Below are 20,804 nucleotides of genomic sequence, written 5' to 3'. Positions count from 1 at the left end.
AATTTAGACTTTTTTTCATTTATTTTCAAGAAACCACTTTTTTAATTTTTTACATAAAAAATCATTTTATGAGTTAAATTTCAAACCAATTTTTTGTAAAATTTCATTTTTTGATCAAATATTAGTTTTTAGTTAAACCAAATGATATTTTTTATTTAAGGTAAATAAAGTGAATATTCAATACAAACTGTTCATTTAAACGGTCATTTAATTGCTTAAATTTTAATAGAAGGATTTTTTTTTGTAAATTTTGCAAATAAAATTGAAACCTATTAAACTTATTGATAATGAATAAAGGATTATATCGTGAAGAATTCGAACATGATTCTTGTGGTATAGGAGCAGTCATGAACGTCAAGGGAACTAAAACCCACGAGACTATCAGTGATGCTCTCTACATGTTGAGCAACATGGAGCACAGAGGAGGAAGAGGGAGTGATCCCAAAACTGGAGATGGAGCAGGAATTCTGATTCAAGTACCCCACCAATTCCTTAAAGAAGTCACCTCAAGAGCAGGATTTTCTATTCCGGATGCTGGAAGCTATGGCGTTGGAATGACATTTTTTCCAAAAAACAAACAGCTATACAAAAAGTCAAAAGAAAGACTAAATCAAATCATCAAAGAGCTTGGCTTCAAATTGATTGGCTATAGAGAAGTACCCGTTGATGAAACTGTCCCTGGATCAGGCGCATTAGATGTCATGCCTGTTATAGAGCAAGTGTTTGTAAATCATAGAGATGGACTTCAAGGTATAGATTTGGAACGTAAACTCTATGTTTTGAGAAATTACGCATCTAGTCAGATTAACAGTGAAATCGCTGGTGTGAACAATGCTTTTTACTTTGCCAGTTTCAGCTCCAACACCTTAATATATAAAGGACAATTGCGAACTGATCAAGTATTGCCATTTTACAAAGACCTTCAAAACAACAAAATCACATCGGGTCTTGCTATCGTTCATTCCAGATTCTCAACCAATACTTTTCCTAACTGGAGGTTAGCACAACCATTCCGATACCTCTCCCACAATGGCGAAATCAATACCATCAGAGGGAATCTGAATAAAATGAAATCTAAAATGTCTTTGATGCGCTCAGTGAATTTTACCGATTCCGAGTTATCGAAATTAATGCCTGTCACTAACAAGCAATATTCTGATTCTGCAAACTTGGATGCGCTCGTAGAATTATTGACGCTAAGTGGTAGAAGCTTACCTCACGTGATGATGATGCTCGTGCCTGAGGCATGGCAAGACAATCAGATGATGGATAAAGACAGAAAAGCATTTTATAAATTCCACGCTGCATTGATGGAGCCATGGGATGGTCCTGCTGCGCTATTATTTTCAGATGGAAAATCTGTAGGAGCTACTTTGGACAGAAATGGCTTGAGGCCTTTACGCTATTTTATCACCAATGATGATCGTTTAATCCTTTCTTCAGAAGCAGGTGCCTTACCAATTCGTGAAGCAACCATCACAGAAAAAGGAAGAATAAGTCCAGGGAAAATGCTTTGGGTAGATTTAGAAAAAGGAAAAATTTCCTTCGACGATGAAGTCAAAGCTTCTGTGTGTGACAACAAACCTTATGACAAATGGGTAAGAGAGGAAAGGCTAAAACTTAGATTGATGCCTGACCCTGAAAAGCTATCCAATCCATATACCACAGAGGGAATAAAAAGACGCCAAACAATCTTTGGGTATACTTCAGAAGAATTAAATATGATCCTTAAGCCAATGGGAGACACCTCTTACGAGCCTATAGGTTCGATGGGAGCAGATACTCCCTTAGCTGTTTTATCAAAACAAAGCCAACATATAGCCAATTATTTCAAGCAGCTTTTTGCTCAGGTGAGTAATCCACCGATTGATCCAATAAGGGAAAAATTGGTGATGTCTCTATTCACTAGAATTGGGGAAAGCCATAATATCCTAGACGAAAGCCCAAGGCATAGCAGACAAATTCATATTTCTCAACCAGTATTGCTCAACGAGGATTTGGAGAAGCTCAAACATCTCGAAGATCAAGGTTATAGAACCGTGACTCTGTCTGCACATTTTGAGGCAGATCATCAGTTAGGAAGACTTCTTGAAGCACTAAACAACCTTTGTAGGCAAGCTGAGGGAGCAATCTATGCTGGTAAGAATATAATCATTATTTCTGATAGAAATAGTACAGAAACCCAAGCTCCAATACCATCACTATTAGCTATAGGAGCCGTTCATCATCATTTGGTGAAAAAGAAATTGCGAACCAGAGCAGGTTTAGTAGTCGAAGCAGGAGATATACGCGAGACACATCACTTTGCCACTGTAATAGGATATGGTGCTTCTGCGATAAATCCATATTTGGCACTTGAAAGCTTGATTCATCTTAACGACAAAGGACATCTTTCTAAAGAAATCCCAACCAAACAGTTGTTTGCCAATTATCAGGCAGCAGTTGGAAAGGGCTTGCTGAAAGTACTTTCCAAAATGGGGATCAGCACACTACAATCTTACCAAGGTGCGCAAATCTTTGAGGCCATTGGATTAGGGCCTGAGGTGATTGATAGATGTTTCAAAGGAACAGTAAGCAGAATTTCAGGAATTTCATTTGATGAGCTGGCTGAAGAAGTATTAATCAGACATCATGCTGCATACCATACAGATAGTCCTGTTTTGGAGACAGGTGGAATTTATCAATGGAAAAGAAGAGGTGAAAAACATCTTTTCAATCCAGAAACAATTCATCTACTTCAGAAATCCACGAGATTAAACGACTTCGATCTATACAAGAAGTTTGCTGAAAAAATTAATGTTCAGACTAAAGACGCACTAACACTTCGAGGGCTTTTTGAATTCAAAAAACGAATTTCTATTCCAATTGAAGAAGTTGAGCCGATAGAATCAATTTTGAAGAGATTTGCTACTGGCGCCATGTCATTTGGATCCATTTCTCATGAAGCTCATAGCACTTTGGCGATTGCGATGAATAGAATCGGAGCAAAAAGCAATAGTGGAGAAGGTGGAGAGGATGAAATCAGATTTGAAAGAAAAGAAAATGGAGATTGGGAGCGTTCAGCAATCAAGCAAGTCGCTTCTGGTAGGTTTGGAGTAACAAGCAATTACCTCAGCAATGCTGCGGAACTTCAAATTAAAATGGCTCAAGGTGCCAAACCTGGTGAAGGCGGACAGCTTCCTGGCCACAAAGTAGATGATTGGATCGGAAGAGTGAGGCATTCAACTCCTGGGGTAGGATTGATTTCCCCACCTCCACACCATGATATTTATTCTATCGAGGATTTGGCACAGTTGATCTATGATCTTAAAAATGCGAATAGAAAAGCGAGAATTAATGTGAAATTGGTATCTCAAGCAGGTGTAGGAACTGTCGCTGCAGGGGTAGCAAAAGCCCAAGCAGATGTGATCCTGATTTCAGGTGCTGATGGTGGTACAGGAGCATCTCCTTTGAGTTCTATCAGACATGCAGGATTGCCATGGGAACTTGGTCTTTCCGAAGCCCATCAGACTCTAGTGAAGAACAATCTTCGCAGCAGAGTTGTGCTACAGACAGATGGACAGCTCAGAACAGGAAGAGACATTGCTATTGCCACACTTTTGGGTGCTGAGGAATGGGGTATTTCTACAGGCGCACTGGTAGTCGAAGGCTGTATCATGATGCGAAAATGTCATTTGAATACTTGTCCAGTTGGAATTGCTACGCAAAATCCTGAATTGAGGAAACTCTTTACAGGAAGTCCTGACCATGTAGTAAATTACTTTATGTTTCTCGCCCAGGATCTAAGAGAAATCATGGCTTCTTTAGGCTTTGCAACTGTCGATGAAATGGTGGGTCAGAGTGATGTCTTGAAAGCAACAGGAAATATGAATCATTGGAAGTGGGATAAAGTCGATCTTAGCCCAATTTTCCATAAAGTGGAAGTTCCAGATCATGTAGGAATCCACAAGCAGATCGATCAGGAATTCGAATTGAAAAAAGTCCTAGATAGAAAGCTGATCAAGCAAGCACTTCCAGCTTTGGAACAAGCGAATCCAGTTAGAGGTAAATTTGAAATCAAAAACACTGACAGAACAGTTGGTGCGATGCTTTCCAATGAAATTTCAAAAATATATGGAAGCCCTGGGCTTCCTGAAGACACCATTCAATACAAGTTTATTGGTTCAGCAGGGCAGACATTTGGAGGCTTTTTAGCCAAAGGAGTAAGTTTTGAGCTAGAAGGTGAAGCGAATGATTACTTTGGAAAAGGCCTATCAGGAGGAAAACTAATCGTCTATCCAAGCCGAAACGCCAACTTTGATGCCAAAGACAATATCATCATTGGCAATGTGGCTTTCTATGGAGGAACATCCGGTGAAGCCTATATCAATGGAAAAGGTGGTGAAAGATTCTGTGTAAGAAATTCGGGCGTTGAAACTGTTGTGGAAGGTATTGGTGATCATGGTTGTGAATACATGACTGGCGGATTGGTTGTGAACTTAGGGGAAATAGGTAGAAACTTTGCTGCAGGTATGAGTGGTGGAATCGCCTATATTCTCAAGGATTATCTCCACTTGATCAACCCAGAAATGGTCGATCTAGATCCACTCAATGAAGATGATTTTGTAACCATCAAAAACCATCTCAAGAAGCATAAAGCTTTTACAAACAGCAATCTAGCCACGGAATTCCTAGAAAATTGGGATACCTACAAAGAACAATTTATCAAAGTCATTCCTAGAGATTACAAGGAAGTATTGAAAAAAAGGGCTTTGGAACAATCAAAAACATTAGTCTAATATGGGAGCGAAAGAAGGATTTATCCAATATAAAAGAGAGCTACCCGAAACACGCTCTCCAGAAGAAAGAATTAACGATTACAAAGAGATATATCAGCCATTTGATGGAAAAAAACTCAATGAACAATCTGCCAGATGCATGGATTGTGGAATACCATTTTGCCATCAGGGATGTCCGCTGGGCAATGTAATACCTGAGTTTAACGATGCAGTGTACCATAATGAATGGGAGGAAGCTTTTCATATTTTACAGAGCACTAACAATTTCCCAGAATTTACCGGTAGGATTTGCCCAGCGCCCTGTGAGGCTTCATGTGTATTGGGAATCAACAAAGACCCTGTAGCAATAGAATTGATTGAGAAGAATATTGCGGAGAAAGCTTACGAAATGGGTTTTGTAAAGCCAAGAATTCCAAAAAGCCGGACAGGAAAAAGCGTAGCTGTAATTGGGTCAGGCCCTGCAGGACTTGCTGCTGCTGACCAGCTCAACCAAGCGGGACATGAAGTCACTGTCTTTGAAAAAGACAAAGAAGTGGGTGGATTGCTACGCTATGGTATCCCAGATTTCAAATTAGAGAAATGGGTCATTGATCGTAGAGTAAAAATCATGGAGCAGGAAGGAGTAATTTTCTCAACAGAAACCGAAATAGGATTCAATATAAAAGCAGAAAATATCCTCGCCAACTTCGATGCGATTATCTTGGCAACAGGTGCAGCACAACCCAGAGAACTCAAAATCAAAGGTTCTGATCTGAAAGGAGTTCATTTTGCAATGGAATTTCTTGGGAAACAAAATCAAGTAATTGCTGGAGAAATCAAGGAAAACCCTATTTCTGCTAAAGACAAAAACGTCATTGTCATAGGCGGTGGAGACACCGGATCTGACTGCATCGGAACTTCAAATCGTCATGGCGCCAAAAGCATTACACAATTGGAATTACTTCCAAAGCCGCCGCAACAAAGAACTGTTCTCAATCCATGGCCAGAATGGCCAATGACATTGAAAACTTCAAGTTCTCACGAAGAAGGCGCTGAACGCGTATTCTCTATTCTTACTAAAGAATTTGTCGGCAATGAAAAAGGAGAAGTAACCGGACTTGTCTTGGTAGATTTGGAATGGAAAGAAGAAAACGGAAGAATGCAGTTTGTGGAAGTTCCAAAAACTGAGAGAACCGTTCCTTGTGACCTTGCTTTTATTGCGATAGGTTATACTGGACCTGCACAAAATGGTCTTTTAGAAGTATTCAAAGTAGAAAAAATGGAAAATAGTCTTCCAAAATCCAAAGGCTACCAGTCAACATCCAAAAAGGTATTCTTAGCAGGAGATATGCGGAGGGGACAATCCCTCGTCGTTTGGGCAATTTCTGAAGGAAGAGAAGCTGCAGTGAGTGTTGATGAATTCCTGATGGGAAGTTCATCCCTACCTAGAAAAGATGAAGGCTTCTATCAAGTAGAAGAAGAAATCGCTTCCTAATTATTTAATAAAAACCACTAATTCAATCTAAACCGACTCGGAGTTTTCTGGGTCGGTTTTTTTATTTTCAGATTCTCAATCACGGAAGATACCGTATTTCTACTATCGATCTATGATAAATCAATTCAAGACTCGGTATCAGATTAATATATCATACATCTTTTAGATAATTTATAGTATCCCAATTTTTTTTAAAGTAAAAAAATAAAAAAAGCAGGCCATAAACCTGCTCTTTGTTTTTTCGCCTGATCACTCAGACTATCAATTAACCAACCTTCTATGAAAATTAATTTTGGCCTCCAGGGCCTCTATTCCCTCTTCTTCGTTGCTGAAATTTCTCCCGGTCAGGGTTTGTTCTAGCATCACGAATTGTATTCATTTTATCTCTATTTTCATCTCTAAGCTCGATAAATTTATCTCTTTGTTCAGGTGTCAAAACCGCTTCAATTTTAGCTTGTTGCTCTTTTTGATTGGCTTGCATTTCAGCTCTTCGGGCTTCCATCTCTGCTCTTCGGGCTTCCATTTCTACCTGTCTTTTGGTCGCATTTTCTAAGTGGATTGCATACACCTTTTCTTTCTGCGCATCAGACAATTCTAATTTTTCAGCCATTCTATTGGTCATTATTTCAGCCCTTTTTTCAGGATTAGCCATTTCGGCTCTTTTTTCTGATGACATTTGTGAGCCTCTAGGACCTCTTTGTGCTTCAACTGAGAGTACTCCTAAAGAAAATATTGCGATTATTACGATTAGCTTTTTCATAATTTTAGTCTTTTGTTTTAAGTGAAAATTTTAGAAAAATCCTCAATCCCGGGAGTGATTTTGATTCTAATTTAATTTCCTGTTTTTTTTGAAATCTAATTCTTAGACCAAAAAAAAAGGTGAGGGTTTAAGCCCACACCTAAAGAAAGTTGTTAACAAATCTTAAATTTAAAACAGTACTTTCAAGCACTGCAGAAAGCCCTTTTTATAAATTCCCGCCTCCTCTATTCATGCCTCCTCTAGTGGGGCGTTGTCCTCCCTGTTGTCCAGCAGGTCTTCTTTGTTGTTTTACTTCCTCCCATTTCTTCCGCTGATCTGGATTAAGGATTTTTTCAATTTCTTGATCGAAATCTTCCTGAGTTCTCACTTCTAATTCTTCGTCTACATTCTTTTGAGCGGCTTCTTTTTTAGCTTTTCCTCTTTGCTTCGCCTCAGCTTTTTTATTCAAAGCTTCAGCTTTTCTAGCTTCGGACTGCCCTCTTTCTGCCATCATTTCCATATTTTTGGCTCTTGCCAAGTTAACTTTGTAGATTTTTTCCGCTTGCTCATCAGAAAGCTCGAGACGCTCTTGCATCATATTAGTCATCATTTCAGCTCGTAACTCAGGGGTCATTCCTTGACCACGTTGCTGTCCTGCGCGCTGCGCTTGAGCTGTCAATATCCCTATGCCAAAACAGATCAATACTATTAGTAATTTATTCATGTTGTTTTTGGGTTTATTTTTGATTTATATTTTCTCTTTCAAGACTGAGTTTGTAAGTTTGATTGTGTAGTGTTTTAAAAAACTCACTGGTCTAATTTAAGAAAAAAAATCATGAAAAAAGAGACATTTCTATATTTCGGATATGCAAGTAATTTGGATATCAATACTTTAGAAGGTCGGCTAAACAATCCTCCTAAATTGAAAAGTCTTGCAGTATTGCCACATCATGGTTTTAGATTCAACTTCCCAAACCCAGATGGATCTGCCCGAGCAAATGTTGTAGAAAGCAAAAATGAATCCGTATATGGACTTCTTTTTGAAGTTGAAAATTCAGAATTAGCGTATTTTTTAAAATCTGAGCCAGGCTATGATTTTGTAGAAAAGGAAATCTTGACAAAAAAAGGAGCTACAAAAGCTAGAGTTTTTGTTTCTAAAACTTTGGTAGATGGAATATTTCCTCATCAAGAGTATCTTAATACCATCATCAGAGGTGGTGAGGCCAATGAAATTCCAAATGGCTACTTGGCAAGTATTATTAATCGAGCTGGCAAAATCCAGTAATTATTCTTCAATTAATTCTTTCTCTTTTTTGGTTTTAATCTGTCTAGGCTTGATCAATAAACGCAGGCTCGGATCAAAAGCTAGGTAATTCCATGACCAGTTTAGAAAAATGAAAAGTTTGTTTTTGACACCTAAAATGGCCATCAAATGAACAAATAGCCAAGTCATCCAAGCTAATAAGCCTTGGAATTTTATAAATGGTAAATCAACCACAGCGAGCTTTCTACCTATTGTCGCCATAGAGCCTAGATCTTTATATTTGAATCTCTTCCAAGGTTTATTCCTTTTCTCCGCCAACAAATTATTTGCAAGATTATCTGCTTGTTGTAAAGCTACCTGAGCCACCTGCGGATGACCTCTTTCAAATTTTTCTGTGATAGAAATAGCAATATCTCCCAATGCAAAAATATTCTCGCTCTCTTTTAACCGATTGAATTCATTAACGATCATCCGTCCATTTGGAAGTGTTTGACCTTCAATAACCCCCTCAATATGGTTTGCTTTGATCCCGGCTGCCCAAAGCAAGGTCTTTGTTTCGATAGACTCCTTTCCTTTCAGATCAACTTTATTTCCATCATAATCCAGTACCTGAGTATCTGTCATCACGATAACCCCAAGTTTTTCCAAATAAGTTCTAGCCTTCGTTTTTGCCTGCTCTGACATACTCAACAAGAGATGCGTTCCTGCTTCTATCAGAACTACCTTCATGTTTTTGAAATTTAATTCAGGATAATCTTTCGGAAACACATTGTTTCTCAATTCAGCTACAGCCCCAGCAAGCTCCACACCTGTAGGTCCACCACCAACAATTACTACATTCATAATTGGCTTTCGCTCATTTTCTTTTCCAATATTGATTGCCGTTTCATAATTGGAGATGATCTTATTACGAATAAAAAGCGCTTCTGAAACCGTTTTCATAGGTATGCTATGCTTTTCGATATTCTCCAGCCCAAAGTAGTTGGTGTCTGCACCCATCGCTAAGACGAGATAATCATAATCTACATATCCTACATTTGTATAAAGTCGATTTGCCTTTTGATCGATTTTTTCAGCAATTGCCATTCTAAAAATGATGTTTTTTGAGTTGTGGAATACTTTCCTTAAAGGAAAAGAAATAGCACTTGGCTCTAGCCCTGAAGTAGCCACCTGATAAAATAAAGGCTGGAACTGATGATAATTATTTTTATCCAATAAAAGCACTTGGTAAGAGCTTCCAATCAACTTTCTAGCTAATTTGAGTCCAGCGAAACCAGCTCCTATAATTACAATTCGTTTTGATTCGATTGGGGGAAGATTAGGTATAGGATTTTGATTATAAAAGCTCATTCTGAAATTACAAAAGGTTCAAATTACTATACGAAATGAAGAAATAAATGTCGGTATTTTTCCAAGATTTATTTAACCCCTTCTTTCTATCAAAATCGAATAAGTTTTAGGTTCCTAAACCAATTTATCATCCACAAAAACTTGATGAAATTTCAAATTCAAAACCACTTTATGAAGAAAAGCTCAATCACACTTAATAGGTGCTTGATATCTCTTTCCTAAGACATCTGCAAGTAAGGTCAATGTCAAACATTGGAAAAGGAGTAATTTTCGGAACAAACGGAGGTGTTAGAATCATGATAAATGGAAATTTAATCCAAGGACAACATGGAATAAACAAAAGATTGCATCCTATTACCTCCAAGCTTTTAAAAAGATTTGTTAATTTTGAGTCTTTAAAAATCAATTCAATATGGGAAGAGCTTTCGAGTTTAGAAAAGAAAGAAAATTTAAGCGTTGGAACAAGATGTCTAAGGTTTTCACCCGCCTTGGCAAAGAGATCGTGATGGCAGTAAAAGCAGGCGGTCCTGATCCAGTAAACAATACAAAGCTCCGCACTATCATCCAAAACGCCAAGGGTGCAGCAATGCCCAAAGACCGTATAGAGGCGGCCATCAAAAGGGCTTCCAATAAAGACGAAAAAGATTACGAAGAAGTATTGTATGAAGGTTATGGTCCACATGGAGTAGCAGTAATTATAGAAACTTCAACAGACAACACCAATAGAACGGTAGCCAACATCAGAAGCTACTTTTCAAAATCAAATGGCTCTTTGAGTACATCAGGCTCTGTAAGTTTTATGTTCAACAAAAAGGCTGTATTTAGATTTGCTCAAGGTGAATATGATATTGAAGAGCTAGAATTGGAATTGATTGACTTTGGATTAGATGAAATAGACCAAAATGAAGGAGAAATCTTCGTTTACACTGCATTTGAAGATTTTGGAAATATGCAAAAGGCCTTGGAGGACAAGAATATTGAAATCATCAATGCAGATTTCCAATGGTTTCCGACTACCACTGTAGAGCTACCTGAAGATCAAGAAGAAGAAATCAACAAGCTAATTGAAAAACTGGAAGATGATGACGATATCAATTCGGTTTTCACCAATATGGCATAAACTTTTAGAACCTGTGAAAGAGGATTTTGCAGGTTTTTACTTATCATAAATCAATAATGGCATTTCCTCAAAGAAAAAATATAAAAGAAGAGAAAAGACAGCAATTGGTCATAGTAGGGAGCAAAAACCCCGTAAAAATCAGTTGTACTGATGTGGGTTTTCATCATGCTTTTGATTCTGCATTTTTAGTAGAAGGTTTGAATGTGAGTTCAGAAGTCGAAGATCAGCCAATAGGAGATGAAGAAACCTATTTAGGAGCATTTAATAGATCAAAAAATGCCAAAATGGTTTTTCCTGAAGCTGATTTTTGGGTTGGCATAGAAGGTGGAGTTGATGAAAAGGACGGAGAAATGTTTGCTTTTGCCTGGGTGGTAATTCAAAATCGTAATGGAAAAATCGGTAAAGCTAAAACCTCCACATTTTTCTTACCTAGTGTAATTTCAGATTTGATCAAAGGAGGCATGGAACTAGGTGCAGCAGACGATCAGGTATTTAACAGAGAAAATTCAAAACAAGGGAATGGTGCTGTAGGAATTTTGACTAATGGCGCTGTCAATAGAAAAGAATATTACAGTCAAGCTGTGATTTTAGCATTAATTCCGTTTCTGAATGAAAACATCTACATCTAGCAGGTGTTTCAATGATACATTGAAAATATCAATTAGAAATTGGGAAAGTATCTTACTAATTTTGCAAACATAAAATTGATCTAAACAAAATAATATATGTTACAAGAATTAAAAACAGACACCTTACAGAATTTAATTAAGGAAAACGAAAAAGTCGTAGTTCAGTACGGAGCAACCTGGTGTGGCAATTGCCGAATCATGAAGCCAAAGATGAAGCGTCTTTCCAATGATTACGAAGGCATCACTTTTCTCTATGTAGATGCAGAAAAATTGCCAGAATCTAGAAAACTAGCTTCAGTAACCAATTTGCCTACTTTTGCAACTTTCAGTGGAGGTTCTTTGGTGAATCAGATCCAAACAAATAAAGAAGAAGCACTTAAAACCTTGATCGATGAGATTGCCAATAATTAAGCATGTTTTGGGTTTTATCGAGGCCAATGACGAAGATTGGGTCAATGAAGCTATTGAATTGCTAGAAAATATGACCGAAATTCCATCGTTAAAAGATGAGGAGCTGGAAGTCATGGGAGAATTGCTTTCCAATCTCTACGGTACATTAGAAGTAAATCAAATGATCAAAGGCGGCATGGACAAGAAAGAAGCGATGAATGCTTTTATGAAACGTGTTACCGGATCGATTGATAAGTAAAAAGCGAAAAGTTGGTTAATCACCCTTATACTAATTACAACGCTTTGACTATAGGGCTCTTTCGGGAGCCCTATTTATTTTTTCAGATTCTCCAAAAATTGTCTTAAAGCAACTCTCCAATTTGGATCTGCATCCCAGTCAGGACCGATGTAGAATTCGTTCCGTACGACGAGTTTTTTTAGCCAGCAAAAACTTAGCTTGTTTAAAATCATCAAGATCAAACCATTCTATGACTTGCGCTTCTATTAGAATTCCAAACTGTCGAGGAGTTAAATCTTATTATTATTAAGTACGGGGTTAATACGGAGTTGATATATGTTTGATACGGACTTGATACAGAGTTAATATATATATTTCTATTAGTAATGATTATAGAAGTAGATTTAAAGCATTTGCAGTTTCATAATTTACAAGCTTGCAAATAATCTTCAGGAAGTCTGATTGATATTACTTTTGGGATAAACAATATCAATTAGTTTTATGGAGGACCTTACTTTTATATCAACAAAACTTTCAAGAATCAAGAAAGAATTGAAATCTGAGTTTATCGGATTAGATGAGATAATCGATCAATTAATTCAAGCAGTCAATCCTTGGTGTACCATGTCTGCTAGCCAAAGTAGACCATTAGTTATCAACCTTTGGGGAATGACTGGAGTAGGTAAAACCTCACTTGTTAAAAGATTTCTCGAGTTGTGGGATAGGGAAGAAAGTCCTGTTTATTTCAATATGGGAAGCAAAAATTATGTGCGAGAGATGCTCAACTCCATGGAAAATATGTTTGCTCACAGTGGTAAACCGACTGTTTTTATTTTTGATGAATTTCAGCATGCCAAGACCATGAATGCAACATCTGGGGAAATAGAGAACCCTGTGGATCGGATGATCTGGCAATTGATGGATAATGGAAAGTTTAATTATGCAGTTAGCTGGCATGATTTCAATGAATTAAGTAATATTTCAGCAGGATTAGAGCTATGTCTGCAAAGGGGAGTTAAAGTAAAAAAAGGAAAAGTGGTAGAGGGGTGGACTACATTTCAAAATATTACCGCTGTAGACGACCCAAGGTATCTCCTTAGTGGAGATGAGAAAGATGATCAAGATTTCATTAGTAAATCAGAGATTCGGGCTTTGTATGATCATTATCGGTTTCAATACCCATTTATTTCTCTCTTTAGAGATTACATATATCAGTTAGATGGAGAAGAATTGGTTGCTTTTGTTAAGAAAATCGAAAAAAGAGCATCCATGTCCACAGAATTAGATTTTTCTAAAGCGATCATATTTGTAATTGGAAATCTCGATGAAGCTTATAGAATGAGTGATATCGTATCCTCAGACTGTGACCCAGACTTATTGTATGAAGAAAGTAAGAAAATAACCTTCAGTACGATTAAAGAGGCATTGAAAGAACGATTCAGGTTAGAGGAAATTGGCCGACTTGGAAATATCCACTTGATTTACCCCTCATTAAATAGCCAAGTTTATAGAGATTTTATCCAAAGTGAATTAAAGGAATTGAGTCAAAGGTTTGCGCTTACATTTGGATGCGAACTTCATTTTTCTAAATCCGTGGAGACACTTCTTTTCGAAGAGGGCGTGACACCAACCCAAGGTTTCAGACCTTTGAGATCTAGCATCCGCTATATCTTAGAATCATCATTGGTAGAATTACTTCAAAACATACCCAACGAATCAAGAGATAAAATCTTTGTGGACTCAAAAGGGGATGAATTGAATTTGTATAGAAATGATAATTTTATTGCCAATAAGCTATTACATCTTCCTGTCAGGGAGGCAAAAAGGAGGAAACTCAATCCTCAAGATATGGCAGTGACAGCTGTCCACGAAGCAGGCCATGCACTTGTGTATAGTGTCTTGTGCAGAAAATTTCCTAAGATGGTCACTATTGCTTCCTCTGATTTCAATACGGGTGGTTATATGGAAGGCGAAACATTTGCCAATTATGAAAATTATGATCAATTGATCCGGAGTGTGGCTATCAAGCTCGCTGGCAAGAAGGCAGAAGAACATGTTTTTGGAAGAGAAAGGATTACTCGCGGTTGTCAGACAGATTTGCTAAGAGCCACCCGTCAATTGGTCTTTGTTTCCCGTGAGGGGAGTCTCACCGGTATTGATCGGGCTTACGAGTCAAAATTTCACGGAGATGGGACTTTACTTGAAGAAAAATTAATAAATCAAGAATGGGTGGAAGACCAACTCGAAAAGGCAAGTCAACTGGCCGATATGCTGATCATCGATAATCAGTCCGTATTAAAAAATATGATTGCTATACTATTGGAAAGAAAATTTGTGAGATCAGATAGTTTACAAGAAGCATTGGAACTAGCTGGTGTCGATACTTCAGTGTTTTTAGAGAGTTATCCCAAACTCTTTGATTACCATTCCAAATTGAGTGACTTCTTAACGTCCTAAAAAGTAGTGTTTGATTTTTTTATACAAGACAAGCAACTACTTGTCAAAGTCCTTGGAAAATTACTCCAAGGACTATTTTTATTCACAAAAAAGGGAAAGTCTCTTTGCAGATTTTATCCGACCATTCTCTGTTTGATTTGAATATTGTGAACGAGGAATTTTCTATTGAGCGGAATATACATCAAACCATCCTGATTTTGAATATAAAGCTGTTCTTTGATCTCAGGATAATTTAGCAAAGCTTCTGCTAATTTTTTGCGCATTCTGCTTATCAGAGGCTCTAAACTCTTTCTGAATGTATGATCCTTAATTTGCTGTTTGGCTTGTCTATACAACTCCTCATAAGAGCCCTTGGAAACAAAATATCTAAAATAAAGACTTAAATAATCCTCCAAAACAGCCTCTTTTTTGAAGTCTATATATCTAAGACCTCTTTGATTGTGTAAGAGCAACATATAAAGTGTAGCTTCTCTTCCTTTTGAAATAGGCAAATTGATCCACTTTCCCTCAATTTCAAGTCCAAAGGTCATTCTTTCATTGACATGAAGCTTGTAAGCTAGATTTCCAAATAGTGATTTTAAGTCCACTTGAAATAAATTGTGACGGATAGAGAGGAAAGCATCGGTGACTCCTTGAAGGTAGTTCAGTGCTTCTACCTTTTCAGGAGCTCTTTGTTTGATAGACTCAAGACAATCTTTACAGATGTAAGCGGATTGAAGCTTATAGATTACTTCTGATTTGAATCCTGTAAAATCAAACATGCAGCCAATACTTTTCCCATGATAAAAAGTATTGGGGCTTTCCTCATTCCCAAAAAATTTCATTGCTGTCAACAAGGTTAGTAAATGGTAAGCAATAGCATACAGTGGATTAGAGAGCTGATATAGCTCCCAACCTGAGGTCTGAACAAAGCCTAAACTGGGTCTATGATGATCAAAAGAGGCAAACCAATTCCCTTCGTTTTTGCCTTGAAACAAAAATATAAAATATGATTCTTTTGCTTCTTTATTCCCAAGACTTTGTTCCTTATAAGAGACATCAAATAATTCATCCCAAGTCCAGTTTTCACGTGCTGTCTCCCGATTAGCGCAAAGAGTAAATTCGCAGCTTTTAGAAAAAAGTGGGCTAAGGTATGCTTGTAAAGCATTTGCCAACAAGGAAGAGGGATGATCATATATTAGGTAAACTTTCATAGGTAAACAAATTTAAAATTAGAGATCTTCATGCTAAAAAACCCTAGAAGGGGACCACGGTAGCAGCTACCATCTTGCTATTTTACTCAAAAAGAGTATTCATCAAATGATTTTAACTTTTCATCTGGAAACAAAAATAAACAGATAAGTCATTACTTATGTGAATGTTGACTTAAGCTAGGTAAAAGTGACACCTTTTGTCGCAGAATTTGTAGAGTCATAAAATAGTACGGAAAATGACTTTTACACAGAATTACAAAGTGGATTTGAGAAATAAAATTCAAGTCTTAATTGGCATGGTTTCATCAAATTTATCTAAGCTCCTTCTGTCAATTTATTTATATTAAAATAACCAAAAACTTCATCAACTAAAACACGTCTATCTAAACCTAAATTCATTTCTTCGCAAGCTGTTTCTGATACTAGAGAACAAGAAAAACAAGCAGATAGATTCAAGTCGAAAATTCCTTGTCCATCAGATTCCCAACATAATGGATCAGATGAACAGTTAACTGATCTTTCTAAACCTTTTTTAATGATCTCAAGCACCTTTTCAGGTTCTCCTTGTGAAACTAAGCCTCCCATACTACCTTCTGATCCTTCCGCTGTGTAAATGAGTAAACCTGACATTTCCTTTTCAGGGTTTGTAGAGATATAAAGTCTTTCTTTTAAACTAGCTGTTGGGTAGCCACAAGAGAACTCCAGTTCTCTCATCATCATATGTGAGAATGAATGAATTAAAAAGTGCTTGTATTTATTGTTGAAAATTTTCATTTTGGAACTTAGTCCTTGACTATTAGGGTTCGGAACTTCCTTTAAATATTTTTCAAATCGATTGGCTAAAACAACAACATTTTCTGAAATCCATTTATCAATAGATTCCTTAGAAAATTCAAAGAAAAGACCCTCTCCTAAAGACTCATTTGCAGGCAGGGTAAATAACTCTTTAGAATCAATTGAAAATATATTTTGACCACTCGAAGATTCTTTCACTTCGCCATTTACAACAATTCTTTCTTTTGGTTTTACTCTTGTGAAATCCATTTGAACATTTGTTGCTTTTAATTCTTCAACCTGCTGAATCTTTTTAAAAAGATTAATTAGTTCATTTGGTAGTTGAATGTCATTAAATCGCAATCCTTTGTTTATCTCAATATCAGGTAATGTTGAATGGTTTGAAAAACATCTGTATTCTTGCCATCTGTATTCTTCATGCTTGTCACTAATTTCAACAGCATTTGCAGTGTTTAAAAATTCTGATTCTAATTGGATTTTAAAGGCACCTTCATTTTCAGGATTAATATCGTTGTCAATCTAAAAGTCATTGAAGTCAAATTTTGAACTCCAGTATTCTTCCCGAGTAATTGCTGTTCGTTCAAAATATTTACTATATTTTTTCTCTAGAATGTTTAGTGCCTCAATTAGCTCTTTAGGTTTATTCTCTGCTAAGTGCATTGGAATAAATAGACTTGAAAATCCATTTGCATAGTAAACGTTATTTGCGGTTACCAATGCAATTCTCATTTTTTCACGACCATTTTTACTTTCGTTTCTAATGAAGCAGTTTTCATATGGAATAATTGAAGGATTCTCAATATCTAATTCCCAAGGTTTTTGACCAATGCAATATGGTTCTAAACTATTGATACCCTCAAGATTAATTTTAGGTTTGTCTTTGTCTGAGTTAGACCCTAAACCACAGCTATTGCATTCAATGTAGATGCTTCCATATCCTTCTGATTTTGTTTTACTTTCTGTCCATTTAAGTTTTGGATTACTACAACAAGGGCCAACCATTTCATTCGAAAAAAGATTTTCCCCTTTATCTTCCTCAGGTCGAAGTCTAAGATACTTTTCTGTTTTCCACCTTAAATAATTTGCCCAAGGAATATCTGATAGGTGTCCATTCGGACAAATCAAAATTAGATTAGTCTGTTCAAGAGTTTTGTATTCTCTAATTTTGATAGGATTGCCATCTTCATTTTTTGAATTCAATTCTCTGATAAATGCCTTTCTGCTTAATGCATCTCTAGGCGGGGCAAAATTATCGAGTTTTAAAGTGTCAGGATATTTACGACATTCTTTTTCCCAAATTGCAAACCATTCTCGAACCAATTTTAATTCACCATCAGAATTTTTAAACCATTTTGGGAAGTGAGTCCCATTAATCATATAATGGCTTGAGACTCCTTCATATTGTTCTCCTGTATTTTGTAAAGCAGTTCTAATTGGATGATTTTTCCAGTTTGGAGTGTTGAAAGATTCATTCAAGGCCATATGGGGTATACCGACCAAACAGACTAAGTTTTCAAGATTCTTTTCTGATTTAACGAACTTAATAAATCTTTGATCATCTATAAACTCCAAGCCTCTATTCAAAATTTCAGTTTTACTTAACTCATAAATTTTTCTGTCATCAGAGTTATTGGTTCTTATAATTTCGACTTTTGAATTTGCCCATTTAACAAATCTCCATTTATTGACATCTGAAATCAAGACATAAGAACCTAGTTTGGTCGTGATAATTGAGCCAACCCCTGATGTTGAAGAAAGTAGTTTGTTTTTCCCAACTCCTTGATTATATTGATTTTGCTTTAATACTTTCATTTTATAGAGAATTTATTTTGATAGCGGCTTCTGGTTCAATAACTCTCAAGGACATTGGTACTTGCCATTTTTTACTATGAATGTTTCCTTCATATTCCTCTATATCAACATAGAGTTGCTCCTGTGGTGGTGTTGACCTAGCCGATTTGTTATTGAACACAAATGTTTTGTTGTCTGCCAAATTCTTATTTGATTCTTCTTTCCATTCTGAAAACGCCTCTTCAATCCAACTTTTAATTTGTACAATATTCTCCTGTTTTAATAAGTTGCTTATTAAATTGTCATAACCAGACATTCTTATTTTTCTTTCTTCAAAATAGCTCGTCAGATCTGAAACTATATTTGAAAGTTCAGCTTCAGTAATTGATGAAATATCACTAGCCGAAACCCTTTCCGTAAATCTTGTGGTGTGTCGAATAATTGTTGCTAAATACAAACCCATATACCTTTCCACAGCTTTTTGTGTAAATGGAGTTATAGAAATTGGTTCAACGTAGCTATACATTTTTTCGTGGAACTCAATGAATTTTTCATAGTGAGAAATATCTCTTGCCCTGAATGGATGATGAACGGTTATTACAACTCCATAATCATTTCTAGCAACACGACTACTTGCCTGAATATATTCAGCAGTATTCCTTGGCATAGAGTTCATAATAATAGTATTGAATCTTGATACGTCAATTCCAACTGAAATCATATTTGTTGCGACAACGAATTCTGGAGGAACTTTACCTCTAATCAATTTATTATTTTCATTGCTTGCGAAACGTTTTTTAGCATTCCATTTAGTTTCAACATTTTTTAATTCATTTTTAACTTCTTCACCTGAAAGTCTTCCAGTTAATTCAGACTCTTGTATTGGTCCATAAGTGTAAATAGAATGCATTAATTTTTGAGGCCTTACAACTCTTGAAAATACTCTTCTCAATTCCTTCAAAATATATGTTTGAACTTGAGATTGAGTTTTTCCAACTTCTTTAAGACTGTTGAAATAGGATATTGTCGTATGATAATAATCCATTGCCTTTTCAAAATCATTGTATGCATCAAATTCAATCGGATGCTTTTCACCCAACTCCTTCAATTCAAAAATGGCTCTATGAGTCATTATGATTGCAGCCAATCTCATTTGCATCCAAATCTGTGTTCTTCCTGTAGGTAAAACACCAATGTATTTTCTTTTGGAAAGATATTCTGGAGTTTTGTCAGCAATACTTTTAAACGTTCTTCGATAAAATGCAAAGAATGAATCATCGCACTCAACCCCTGACTTTGGGAATAGATTGACTTTTCTATCAAAAAGTGCTGCAATTTGTAATTGTGTATTTCTTGTCGTAGCTGTTGATGAAATAATTTTAGGTCTTGTTCCATCTTCTCTTGTGCATAGTTGATCAACAGCAGATTCAAATAATGCTACTGCTGACCCAAGTGGGCCTAAAAGTAAGTGAAGTTCATCTTGTATAATTAAATCAGGAGGTAAGTATCCATCTTTAGGTTTTCCTTTCTCCCAATTACCAGTTCCAAATATTCTTCTTGAGTCAGCATTTCTTCCATTGTTTGTTCCATTAACCTTATGGGCCAATTGAGCAAATTTGTCAACTGTTCCGAAAAGTAAGGCTGGAGGATGTTGATAAATGGTTTCATCACATAAATTTAAAGGAATAGCTCCCCTAAGATTATCGTATTCAAAAAAATCAGGTTCTGAAAAGTTGCATTTAAGATTATCACAATAAAGATGAACTCTATTAAAGTTATATGTATCATTTACATCTGTTACTCTTGCACCTGTTGGAATTGGGTTCAATCTTGAGTTACACCAGGGACAAGATGAAAAAGGAATTTTGTTACTTCTTCCATTCTTAAGATTTTCATATTCAATAATTAAATCGTCAATTTTATTTGGCAAAGAATTATCACCAACCCATAAACCAATATTTACTGGCTCATCACCTAATTCGTAATTGCCCCATCTTCTAATTAATTCCAAAGCCATTATTACTAAACTTGCTCTTTGAAACTGTTGCATTGTTAATAATCGAAGCGTATATCGCATTATTGCAGCCGTACCACCACCTTTTTCTTTGAACTCTTTTCTTCTGTTGATTATTGTGAGAGCAATTAATCCGAGATAAGCCTCAGTCTTACCACCACCTGTTGGAAACCATACTAAATCAACCCAATTGTTTCTTTTATCCCAATCTGCATCGTCTTCTAGTTTAAATATACCATCTAAGTTTAACAGAATAAAGGCAAGCTGAAAGGCTCTCCAGCCAGCAGATTCTGTTTTTGAAAATAATTTATCGTCTGCTATTTCTTTATAAAAGGAAAAATTAAAATGTTCAAATGCTTCACCATTCATAAATGAATTAACTTCATCTTGTTTCGTTTTAACAGAATGCCACAACTGCATAAACATAGCTGCATTCATCAAGCGAAAAGAATCAAGCTTGTCTTTGTTTATTTGTCCTGAAAGAAAAATAGTAATGTTTTCTTTCATTCGTTTATAATCCTCCTATAACACTCCCCATTTGTTGGACCAAAAGTATCAGTTGCTAAGTTAAT

15 protein-coding genes are annotated in these 20,804 nt (G+C 36.3%); 8 read left to right on the top strand and 7 right to left on the bottom strand.

Going from position 1 to position 20,804, the window contains the following annotated elements; all coding sequences use genetic code 11:
- The first annotated feature begins 287 nt into the window (after positions 1–287).
- Positions 288–4,778, top strand: coding sequence for a glutamate synthase large subunit (gene gltB / locus BELBA_RS05470; RefSeq protein ID WP_014771749.1), 4,491 nt, complete (start codon positions 288–290; stop codon positions 4,776–4,778).
- 1 nt (position 4,779) lies between these two features.
- Positions 4,780–6,252 (top strand): glutamate synthase subunit beta, encoded by a 1,473-nt coding sequence (locus BELBA_RS05465; protein ID WP_014771748.1) that lies wholly within the window; start codon positions 4,780–4,782, stop codon positions 6,250–6,252.
- Between the two features lie 286 nt (positions 6,253–6,538).
- Here BELBA_RS05465 and BELBA_RS05460 read toward each other — a convergent pair whose 3' ends face one another.
- Positions 6,539–7,012: a hypothetical protein gene (locus BELBA_RS05460; RefSeq protein WP_014771747.1), complete on the bottom strand. Its 474-nt coding sequence runs from the start codon at positions 7,010–7,012 to the stop codon at positions 6,539–6,541.
- 205 nt (positions 7,013–7,217) lie between these two features.
- Positions 7,218–7,715, bottom strand: a complete 498-nt coding sequence (locus tag BELBA_RS05455; protein WP_014771746.1) for a DUF4890 domain-containing protein — start codon at positions 7,713–7,715, stop codon at positions 7,218–7,220.
- A 111-nt stretch (positions 7,716–7,826) separates the two neighbouring features.
- On the opposite strand from BELBA_RS05455, the gene BELBA_RS05450 reads away from it, so the two are divergent.
- Positions 7,827–8,276, top strand: a complete 450-nt coding sequence (locus BELBA_RS05450; RefSeq protein WP_014771745.1) for a gamma-glutamylcyclotransferase family protein — start codon at positions 7,827–7,829, stop codon at positions 8,274–8,276.
- Here the strand turns inward: BELBA_RS05450 and BELBA_RS05445 are convergent, their stop codons facing one another.
- Complete coding sequence (locus BELBA_RS05445; RefSeq protein ID WP_014771744.1) at positions 8,277–9,605, bottom strand: NAD(P)/FAD-dependent oxidoreductase; 1,329 nt, start codon at positions 9,603–9,605, stop codon at positions 8,277–8,279.
- 412 nt (positions 9,606–10,017) lie between these two features.
- Between BELBA_RS05445 and BELBA_RS05440 the strand changes: the two genes are divergently transcribed.
- From BELBA_RS05440 to BELBA_RS05420, 5 genes are all read left to right on the top strand, one after another.
- Positions 10,018–10,725 carry a YebC/PmpR family DNA-binding transcriptional regulator gene (locus BELBA_RS05440; protein ID WP_014771743.1) on the top strand — a complete coding sequence of 236 codons (708 nt, stop codon included), beginning with the start codon at positions 10,018–10,020 and terminating at the stop codon, positions 10,723–10,725.
- 56 nt (positions 10,726–10,781) lie between these two features.
- Positions 10,782–11,354, top strand: coding sequence for an inosine/xanthosine triphosphatase (yjjX, locus tag BELBA_RS05435; RefSeq protein WP_014771742.1), 573 nt, complete (start codon positions 10,782–10,784; stop codon positions 11,352–11,354).
- 96 nt (positions 11,355–11,450) lie between these two features.
- Positions 11,451–11,765: a thioredoxin family protein gene (locus BELBA_RS05430; protein ID WP_014771741.1), complete on the top strand. Its 315-nt coding sequence runs from the start codon at positions 11,451–11,453 to the stop codon at positions 11,763–11,765.
- Entirely contained in the window at positions 11,746–12,003 is a 258-nt protein-coding gene (locus tag BELBA_RS05425; protein ID WP_014771740.1) for a DUF6952 family protein, read from the top strand. The genes BELBA_RS05430 and BELBA_RS05425 overlap by 20 nt, the downstream gene beginning before the upstream one ends.
- A gap of 480 nt (positions 12,004–12,483) precedes the next feature.
- On the top strand, positions 12,484–14,439 hold the full coding sequence (locus BELBA_RS05420) for an AAA family ATPase (protein ID WP_014771739.1): 1,956 nt from the start codon (positions 12,484–12,486) through the stop codon (positions 14,437–14,439).
- A 113-nt stretch (positions 14,440–14,552) separates the two neighbouring features.
- Here BELBA_RS05420 and BELBA_RS05415 read toward each other — a convergent pair whose 3' ends face one another.
- The 4 genes from BELBA_RS05415 to BELBA_RS05400 all read right to left on the bottom strand — a co-directional run bounded on the left by BELBA_RS05415 (position 14,553) and on the right by BELBA_RS05400 (position 20,739).
- Positions 14,553–15,632 carry a hypothetical protein gene (locus tag BELBA_RS05415; RefSeq protein ID WP_014771738.1) on the bottom strand — a complete coding sequence of 360 codons (1,080 nt, stop codon included), beginning with the start codon at positions 15,630–15,632 and terminating at the stop codon, positions 14,553–14,555.
- Between the two features lie 315 nt (positions 15,633–15,947).
- Entirely contained in the window at positions 15,948–16,769 is an 822-nt protein-coding gene (locus tag BELBA_RS05410) for a DUF1998 domain-containing protein (RefSeq protein ID WP_041779247.1), read from the bottom strand.
- 177 nt (positions 16,770–16,946) lie between these two features.
- Positions 16,947–18,239 (bottom strand): hypothetical protein, encoded by a 1,293-nt coding sequence (locus tag BELBA_RS05405; protein WP_041779246.1) that lies wholly within the window; start codon positions 18,237–18,239, stop codon positions 16,947–16,949.
- 1 nt (position 18,240) lies between these two features.
- On the bottom strand, positions 18,241–20,739 hold the full coding sequence (locus BELBA_RS05400) for a helicase-related protein (RefSeq protein WP_014771737.1): 2,499 nt from the start codon (positions 20,737–20,739) through the stop codon (positions 18,241–18,243).
- Between the last annotated feature and the right edge of the window lie 65 nt (positions 20,740–20,804).

The sequence above is a fragment of the Belliella baltica DSM 15883 genome (assembly GCF_000265405.1).
GTDB lineage: Bacteria > Bacteroidota > Bacteroidia > Cytophagales > Cyclobacteriaceae > Belliella > Belliella baltica.
Note: the sequence above shows the minus strand (reverse complement) of the source record. Positions and strands in the feature narration are given on the sequence as shown.

Bases quoted from the DNA above. Each gene is read 5' to 3' on its own strand.
- gltB (WP_014771749.1), top strand. From the start codon at position 288: ATGAATAAAGGATTATATCGTGAAGAATTCGAACATGATTCTTGTGGT.
- BELBA_RS05465 (WP_014771748.1), top strand. From the start codon at position 4,780: ATGGGAGCGAAAGAAGGATTTATCCAATATAAAAGAGAGCTACCCGAA.
- BELBA_RS05460 (WP_014771747.1), bottom strand. From the start codon at position 7,012: ATGAAAAAGCTAATCGTAATAATCGCAATATTTTCTTTAGGAGTACTC.
- BELBA_RS05455 (WP_014771746.1), bottom strand. From the start codon at position 7,715: ATGAATAAATTACTAATAGTATTGATCTGTTTTGGCATAGGGATATTG.
- BELBA_RS05450 (WP_014771745.1), top strand. From the start codon at position 7,827: ATGAAAAAAGAGACATTTCTATATTTCGGATATGCAAGTAATTTGGAT.
- BELBA_RS05445 (WP_014771744.1), bottom strand. From the start codon at position 9,605: ATGAGCTTTTATAATCAAAATCCTATACCTAATCTTCCCCCAATCGAA.
- BELBA_RS05440 (WP_014771743.1), top strand. From the start codon at position 10,018: ATGGGAAGAGCTTTCGAGTTTAGAAAAGAAAGAAAATTTAAGCGTTGG.
- yjjX (WP_014771742.1), top strand. From the start codon at position 10,782: ATGGCATTTCCTCAAAGAAAAAATATAAAAGAAGAGAAAAGACAGCAA.
- BELBA_RS05430 (WP_014771741.1), top strand. From the start codon at position 11,451: ATGTTACAAGAATTAAAAACAGACACCTTACAGAATTTAATTAAGGAA.
- BELBA_RS05425 (WP_014771740.1), top strand. From the start codon at position 11,746: ATGAGATTGCCAATAATTAAGCATGTTTTGGGTTTTATCGAGGCCAAT.
- BELBA_RS05420 (WP_014771739.1), top strand. From the start codon at position 12,484: ATGGAGGACCTTACTTTTATATCAACAAAACTTTCAAGAATCAAGAAA.
- BELBA_RS05415 (WP_014771738.1), bottom strand. From the start codon at position 15,632: ATGAAAGTTTACCTAATATATGATCATCCCTCTTCCTTGTTGGCAAAT.
- BELBA_RS05405 (WP_041779246.1), bottom strand. From the start codon at position 18,239: ATGAAAGTATTAAAGCAAAATCAATATAATCAAGGAGTTGGGAAAAAC.
- BELBA_RS05400 (WP_014771737.1), bottom strand. From the start codon at position 20,739: ATGAAAGAAAACATTACTATTTTTCTTTCAGGACAAATAAACAAAGAC.